The sequence below is a fragment of the Flavobacterium sp. genome, from assembly GCF_044368995.1.
In the GTDB taxonomy this organism is placed as follows: domain Bacteria; phylum Bacteroidota; class Bacteroidia; order Flavobacteriales; family Flavobacteriaceae; genus Flavobacterium.
On sequence record NZ_JBIPMS010000100.1, the window covers coordinates 1 to 6,160 of the forward strand.

Genomic DNA, 6,160 nt, shown 5'->3' on the forward strand with positions numbered 1-6,160 from the left:
ATAGCCATACTAGAAGGATTTGCATTGACTTGAGCTAATAAACCTGCTGCTTTTGCTTTTGCTTCTTCTTTAGTTAACTTCACTGTTGGAGCCGCTTGCATAGCGCCTTTGTAAGCTATTAAAATATGACTTACCTTTGCAGTAGCGCCAGATTTTCTTCCTGCTACTCTTGATAATTTTGAATATCCATTATCTATATAAGGACCAAAAACTTGTCCTGGTGCTAATGCGTATAATTGTTCTGCAAACTGTGGGTTAATATCTTTTTTTGCTAAATAAGTAGAATCAAATTTAATTTCTGAATATTTATTTACATAAGCTGCTACATTTGTTGCAGCACGGAATGAAGGAATGGTGTCGTTTACTCCGTTTTTGAATTCGATTTTTCCATTTACAAATCCATCAATTTTTGATTTCATTACTGTTTCATCAGCTGCTGATGGTTTGTTTTCAACTAAAACATATTCAACAGATCTGGTATTGTCTGATTTGAATTTTTTAGGATTTTTCTTCATATAAGCCATAATTTCCTCGTCAGTCACCTTAACTTGGTCATCACTAACTGTAGAAAATGGTAATGCTACATAATCAAAATCAACTTTATTATTGTCTCTTTCGTATTTTAATTTTCCTTCTGCTTTAGTAGTATAAACACTTGATTTAATCAAAGTATTATAAATTTGTTCTTTGGCAAAATCTTCAATTTGAACTTCATATGCTTTCCAACTGTTCCATTGTGTTTGGTCTGGAGCACTTTGCAAAGAGTTAATGTATTCTGCAAATTTTTTATCATCAAATTTACCCGCAGCGTTTAAAAACTGTGGAGATTGAGACAATTGAGGGTCGTTTTTTATAACTGCCATTAATTGCTCTTTACCCAATAATAGTCCAATTTTATTGTATTGTTCAGATAATATTACTTTTCTTACTTCTTGTTCCCAAACTGAATTTAAAGCTTGCGTGTTACTAGCCCCTTGTTGTGATTTTTGAGCGTTAGCTACCTTATTCATGAATTCTTGTTGTTCAAATTTTGTTCCATTAACAGAACCAATAGTATTTGAACCACTACTAAATCCACCACTTTTAATTACATCTGCTAATACAAATGAAAATAATGCTAATGCTATGATTAGAACTAATAAGATAGAACGTTGTCTAATTTTTGATAAAATTGCCATTTTTATATTGATTATTTTTTATTCAGAGGGCGAAAATACAATTATCTATTTAATAATAAAAAAGTATTGTCGCTTTTTTATAAGTTTTTTTTAATGTTTTCCATTTTTTTAACGAAACTGCGTCGGACAAAAAACATGATAGCAAATCCAACGGCAATAATTGCTTGCAATCCATACTCTTCATTATTCGTTATTTTTACAAGTACAGAAATTAAAAAAAGTAGTGCTGCTATTAAATATAAGTATTGAGTGTATTTGAAATATTTCATTATGATAGTATTACATGTTATTGACTTCTCCGTTGTTATTTTGCATATTGAAGATTTTAAAGTCTTTGCTAAAATCAATTCCTATTCCTTGTAAAAAGCTTCCATCTGCGTCTTTAAAAGTAAAGGCTTCTTCTGTAAAAAACCATTCGTTTTTTTGATCAAAATACAATTGATTGGTTGCTAAAACTTTTCCATCGTAGGTTTGAATTTTCACATTCCCAATCAAATCTATTACTTCTGTTTTTTTATAAGAAATTGCTTTGTCAGCAACTACAATTGTTTTATTTCCATTGGCATCAATAAGTGTAACTAAAACAGCTTTCGGAAATTCGACAAACGGATTTTTTGCAGTTGAATAATCAATCATTTTTAAGCTTTGCAAAATTGATTTTACTCTTCCAGAATCGGTGTATTTTAAATTGATAGAATCTGCCTCACCAGTTGGAACAAATGATGTTTTATAAATTCGTTGAACGTCCTTTAAATTACTTTCGCAACTTTGCAGAAACAAAATCACTAATAGAAAAGCAATATATTCAACAATTTTTTTCATTATTTTAGTTATATAATGTTTTTCTAAACCATTTATCATTAAATAGTAAACCTATATTTATTGAAAAATAATCTTCTTTGATCAAGCCGTTTCTTGTAGTGCCTCTTGAGCCATATTCGACACCTAAATTCATACTTGAAAAAGTTCCAGAAATAGGCAGTCCAAATCCTAAAGTAACTGATTTGTCTTTGATTGCTGTATTATTAATTACAAGTCCTGTGTTTTCAAACTTAAAACCACCACGGTAGGTAACTCTTTGAAAAAAGTTATTATACGAATCAAATTTTGGTATAAAAAATCCTCCAATTGCTACTTTTACTCCATTTTCATATGATACATTTGAGTAATTTTCAAAACGATTGACTTGATTTCCTGATCCTGAAAATGCAACATCTCCACCTAAAAACCATTTTCTATTTCCTAAACCGGCACCTAATACTAATTTAGAAGGCACAATTAATTTGGAATCGGCAACATTTACTTCCGTATCTGCTGAAACAGGAACAATAGTTCCATTTGCCAAAGCTGACACCAAAGATACATTTCTGGTATTAATAGAATTCAACTTGGCTTCTGGAGCGTACGTTACACTTGAAAAGAAGTTTAATTTATTATTAAACTTGGTTTTAAAATTTAATCCTGTATTTATCGCAAAACCTGAAACGGTTGATTCATTAACTTCTCTTGAACCGTAAATAATATTTTGATTTAACACATCGGATTGCGTATTTAAAATTCCAAACAAATATTGAAAATCCAATCCAATACTAAACTTTGAAGTAATTTGATACCCCGTGCCAAAAAACACTTTATTTACGCCACCTTTTCCTTTGTATTGTTTTACAAATCCATCTACAGCTCTAGTATCTGAATTTAATCTATATCCAATGGCGCTTTGAGGTAATAATCCTAAAGAAACTCCTGCTTTTTTAGAAATTGGAAAACCCATAACCATATAATCAAATGTGGTTTTTTTTGCTTTTTCTGAAGCTGAAGTAGTTTTTAAATTATAAAAACTAGACGTCATTCCAACTTGAAAAGTGGTCACTAATTGGTTAGAATAAGATGCCGGATTTAATACATTAATATGCGTGCTATCTGAATACACAGAAATTCCACCCATATTAACAATATCATTAGTTCCTTTAAACCTAGCGCTTCCTATTCCGTAAAAAGAATAAGGTGAAGCGGTATTTTCTTGAGCAAAACTAAAGTTTGCAAGTAATATCGTAATTAGTAAGACAATTTTTTTAATCATTTTGTAAACTATAAGTGTATAATTGATGTAAACTTTTTAATAAGAAATTTTCATCGGCAAATATGGTGCTTTTTAATCGATTCGCCAAAAAAATAGCGTCGCCGCCTGTTAAAATTATTGTAAATTGTTCATTTTTAACAGAAAATTCAGAAATGAAGCCCTCAATTTCATAACACAATCCGTTTACAACACCTGAATGAATAGATTGAATCGTGCTATTGCCAATAAAATTATCTGGCATATTATTTCCCAATAAAGGTAATTTAGCTGTATAATCGTGAAGGGCTTTATATCGCATACTGAGTCCGGGGGAAATGGCGCCACCTAAATATTCTTTTTTATTGGTGATGAAATCATAAGTTACACAAGTTCCCGCGTCAATAATTAAAATATTTTGATTTGGATGTTCAATTACTGCGCCTGCTGCCAAAACCATTCTATCAATGCCTAATGTATTTGGTGTAGTATATTTATTTGTGAATGGAAAAACCGAATTTGCATTTATTTCAATTATTTCTATTTGATTTTTCAACCATACAATATCCTTTTCATCCAACATCGAAACCGAAGACAATACCGCTTTTGAATGATTGGGATACTTTTTGAAAATTATTTGAAAATTATTTTGAAAATTATTCTTTTGAAAAACAAACTTATCTAGTAAGTTAAACTGCTTAAAAACAGCAACTTTAACATTTGTATTGCCCACATCAATTGTAAGTACCATATATTATTATTAGAAATGCAAATGTACGAAAATGATTTTTTTTAATAATTGTTTTGGTAAATATAAAATAGATTCTATATTTGCACCCGCAATGAATAGGTTGTATTACCTAAAGTCGCAAGGTACCTTAGCTCAGATGGTAGAGCAATGGACTGAAAATCCATGTGTCCCTGGTTCGATCCCTGGAGGTACCACAAAAACCCTTGATAATCCTTTGATTTTCAAGGGTTTTTTGTTTGTAAAAATTAAAGTTTCACAATAAAAAATTCGCTTCTTCTATTGGCTTGATGTGCTTCTTCTGTACAAGGTATTTCATCCGAACATTCATTTAATAATTGCGACTCTCCATAACCTCTTCCTGTTAATCGTTTGGCATCAATGCCATTTTCAATTAACCAATTTATAGTAGATTTTACACGCTTATCGGATAGAACTAAATTATAATTAACAGTTTGACGACTATCTGTATGGGAACGAACATCAATTTCCATAGTTGGATATTGCTTCATTACTTCTAAAATTTTTGCTAGTTCTACTTCGGCATCTTGGCGAATGTTTGCTTTGTCTAAATCAAAATAAATAATTTCAATTCCTAATGTTTTGCTTAAGTCTTCTCCCACTTGAAGTGACTGAAATTTTGGAGTCATTGCCATTTTTATGTCTTTCATGTCGGACTCCTTTGTAATAATCATATTTTCTAAAGGAACGTAATCCTTTTGCTCGAGCAGAATTCGGAATTTATTTTCACAGTCTATCAAACCAAAATCAAATTTTCCTTCTATGTCAGAAATTTCTTCATCTAATTTCATATAATTGATGTCAAATAGTACCAATTTTACTCCCTGAATTGGATCTTGTGTGTTTGAATCCACAACTACTCCTTTTAAATTTTGCTGACAATCTTTTGGCATAGGAACAGTTTCTGTACACCTGTAAATATCATCATATCCTAAATTGTCATTTTCTCTATTTGAACTAAAAAACCCATTGTTTGAATTGGTATCTATAATAAAACCAAAATCATCAAAATTAGAATTTACAGGTTCGCCTACATTTTTAATTTTACCATGTGTGCCATTTTCATTTAGTTGGGCAACAAACACATCTAAGCCACCCAATCCTGGATGTCCATCTGAGGCAAAATACAATTCGTTATTTTTTGAAATAAATGGGAATGTTTCTCTGGCTTCTGTATTAATTTTGTCACCTAAATTAACAGGTGTGCCAAAATTTCCATCAGAAAGAATGGCTACTTTATAAATATCAGACATGCCTTTTGTTCCCGGCATATTTGAAGAGAAATACAACGTTTTTTCATCAGTAGACAAGGCTGGATGAGCACAACTGTATTCGTTACTATTAAATGGTAATTCTAAAACGGTATCCCATTCCGCTCCATTTTTTGTTGCTTTATATAATTTTAGCAAAACGCCTTTCTCGCTATCTCTTCCTTTTTTACCATTTAAATAATTATTTCTGGTAAAATACATCGTCAAGCCATCGTTTGTGAAAACGGGAGTAGATTCATGGTATTTTGAATTAATTTTTTTAGAAAATTTTACTGGTTCAGACAGGTTTCCATTATCAGTAATTAAAGACCCATATAAGTTTGTATATGACTGATTGGTCCAACTGTGTTTTTTTACAAAAACACCACCAGTGTCTCTTGCAGAAGCAAAAACCAATGTATTTTTATAAAAAGACGTGCCGTAATCAGAAAATTCTGAGTTTATTCCTGCATTTTGTATGGTATATCTCCCCGAATTATTTTTGATTTCTTCCAAATAATCAAGTTGTTTTTTTGATAAAATTGCTCGTATATCGGAAGTATTTACCTGATTGAATATTTCCATCATGGCATCAGCTTTTTTGTAATTGCCAACTGCTTTTAAGGTTTGTGCATATCTGAAATAATATGCTGAATTTAGCTTCTTTTTTAATGAAAATAATTCGTCATACCATTTATGTGCTTCCTTTAATTTAGATTGAAAATAATAGGAATCGCCTAATTTACTATATAATTCGACAGACTTATATCCTTTTTGTGCTACTTTTTCATAGGTTTTAATGGCGTCCACATATTGAAAATTCTCGTAATTAGAATTCGCTTTTTTCAATTGCATTTCTTGAGAATAACCAAAAAAAACAAAAACTAATAAACAAAACGATATACTA

5 protein-coding genes and 1 tRNA gene are annotated in these 6,160 nt (G+C 30.7%); 1 reads left to right on the top strand and 5 read right to left on the bottom strand.

The features are described from left to right. The 4 genes from ACIQ2I_RS07245 to ACIQ2I_RS07260 all read right to left on the bottom strand — a co-directional run. Positions 1 to 1,178, bottom strand: a 1,178-nt coding sequence (locus ACIQ2I_RS07245; RefSeq protein ID WP_396181758.1) for a SurA N-terminal domain-containing protein, incomplete at its 3' end; no start/stop codon positions are given. Positions 1,179 to 1,457: 279 nt separating this feature from the next. Next, complete coding sequence (lptC, locus tag ACIQ2I_RS07250) at positions 1,458 to 2,000, bottom strand: LPS export ABC transporter periplasmic protein LptC (RefSeq protein WP_396181759.1); 543 nt, start codon at positions 1,998 to 2,000, stop codon at positions 1,458 to 1,460. 4 nt (positions 2,001 to 2,004) lie between these two features. After that, positions 2,005 to 3,258, bottom strand: a complete 1,254-nt coding sequence (locus tag ACIQ2I_RS07255; protein ID WP_396181760.1) for a hypothetical protein — start codon at positions 3,256 to 3,258, stop codon at positions 2,005 to 2,007. Beyond that, entirely contained in the window at positions 3,251 to 3,985 is a 735-nt protein-coding gene (locus ACIQ2I_RS07260) for a type III pantothenate kinase (protein ID WP_396181761.1), read from the bottom strand. Before ACIQ2I_RS07260 ends, ACIQ2I_RS07255 begins: the two co-directional genes overlap by 8 nt. A gap of 121 nt (positions 3,986 to 4,106) precedes the next feature. Here ACIQ2I_RS07260 and ACIQ2I_RS07265 point away from each other — a divergent pair. Next, positions 4,107 to 4,179: transfer RNA gene (locus ACIQ2I_RS07265), tRNA-Phe, on the top strand. Between the two features lie 51 nt (positions 4,180 to 4,230). On the opposite strand, the gene ACIQ2I_RS07270 is transcribed toward ACIQ2I_RS07265, so the two are convergent. Continuing rightward, on the bottom strand, positions 4,231 to 6,156 hold the full coding sequence (locus ACIQ2I_RS07270) for an OmpA family protein (protein ID WP_396181762.1): 1,926 nt from the start codon (positions 6,154 to 6,156) through the stop codon (positions 4,231 to 4,233). Positions 6,157 to 6,160: the final 4 nt, after the last annotated feature.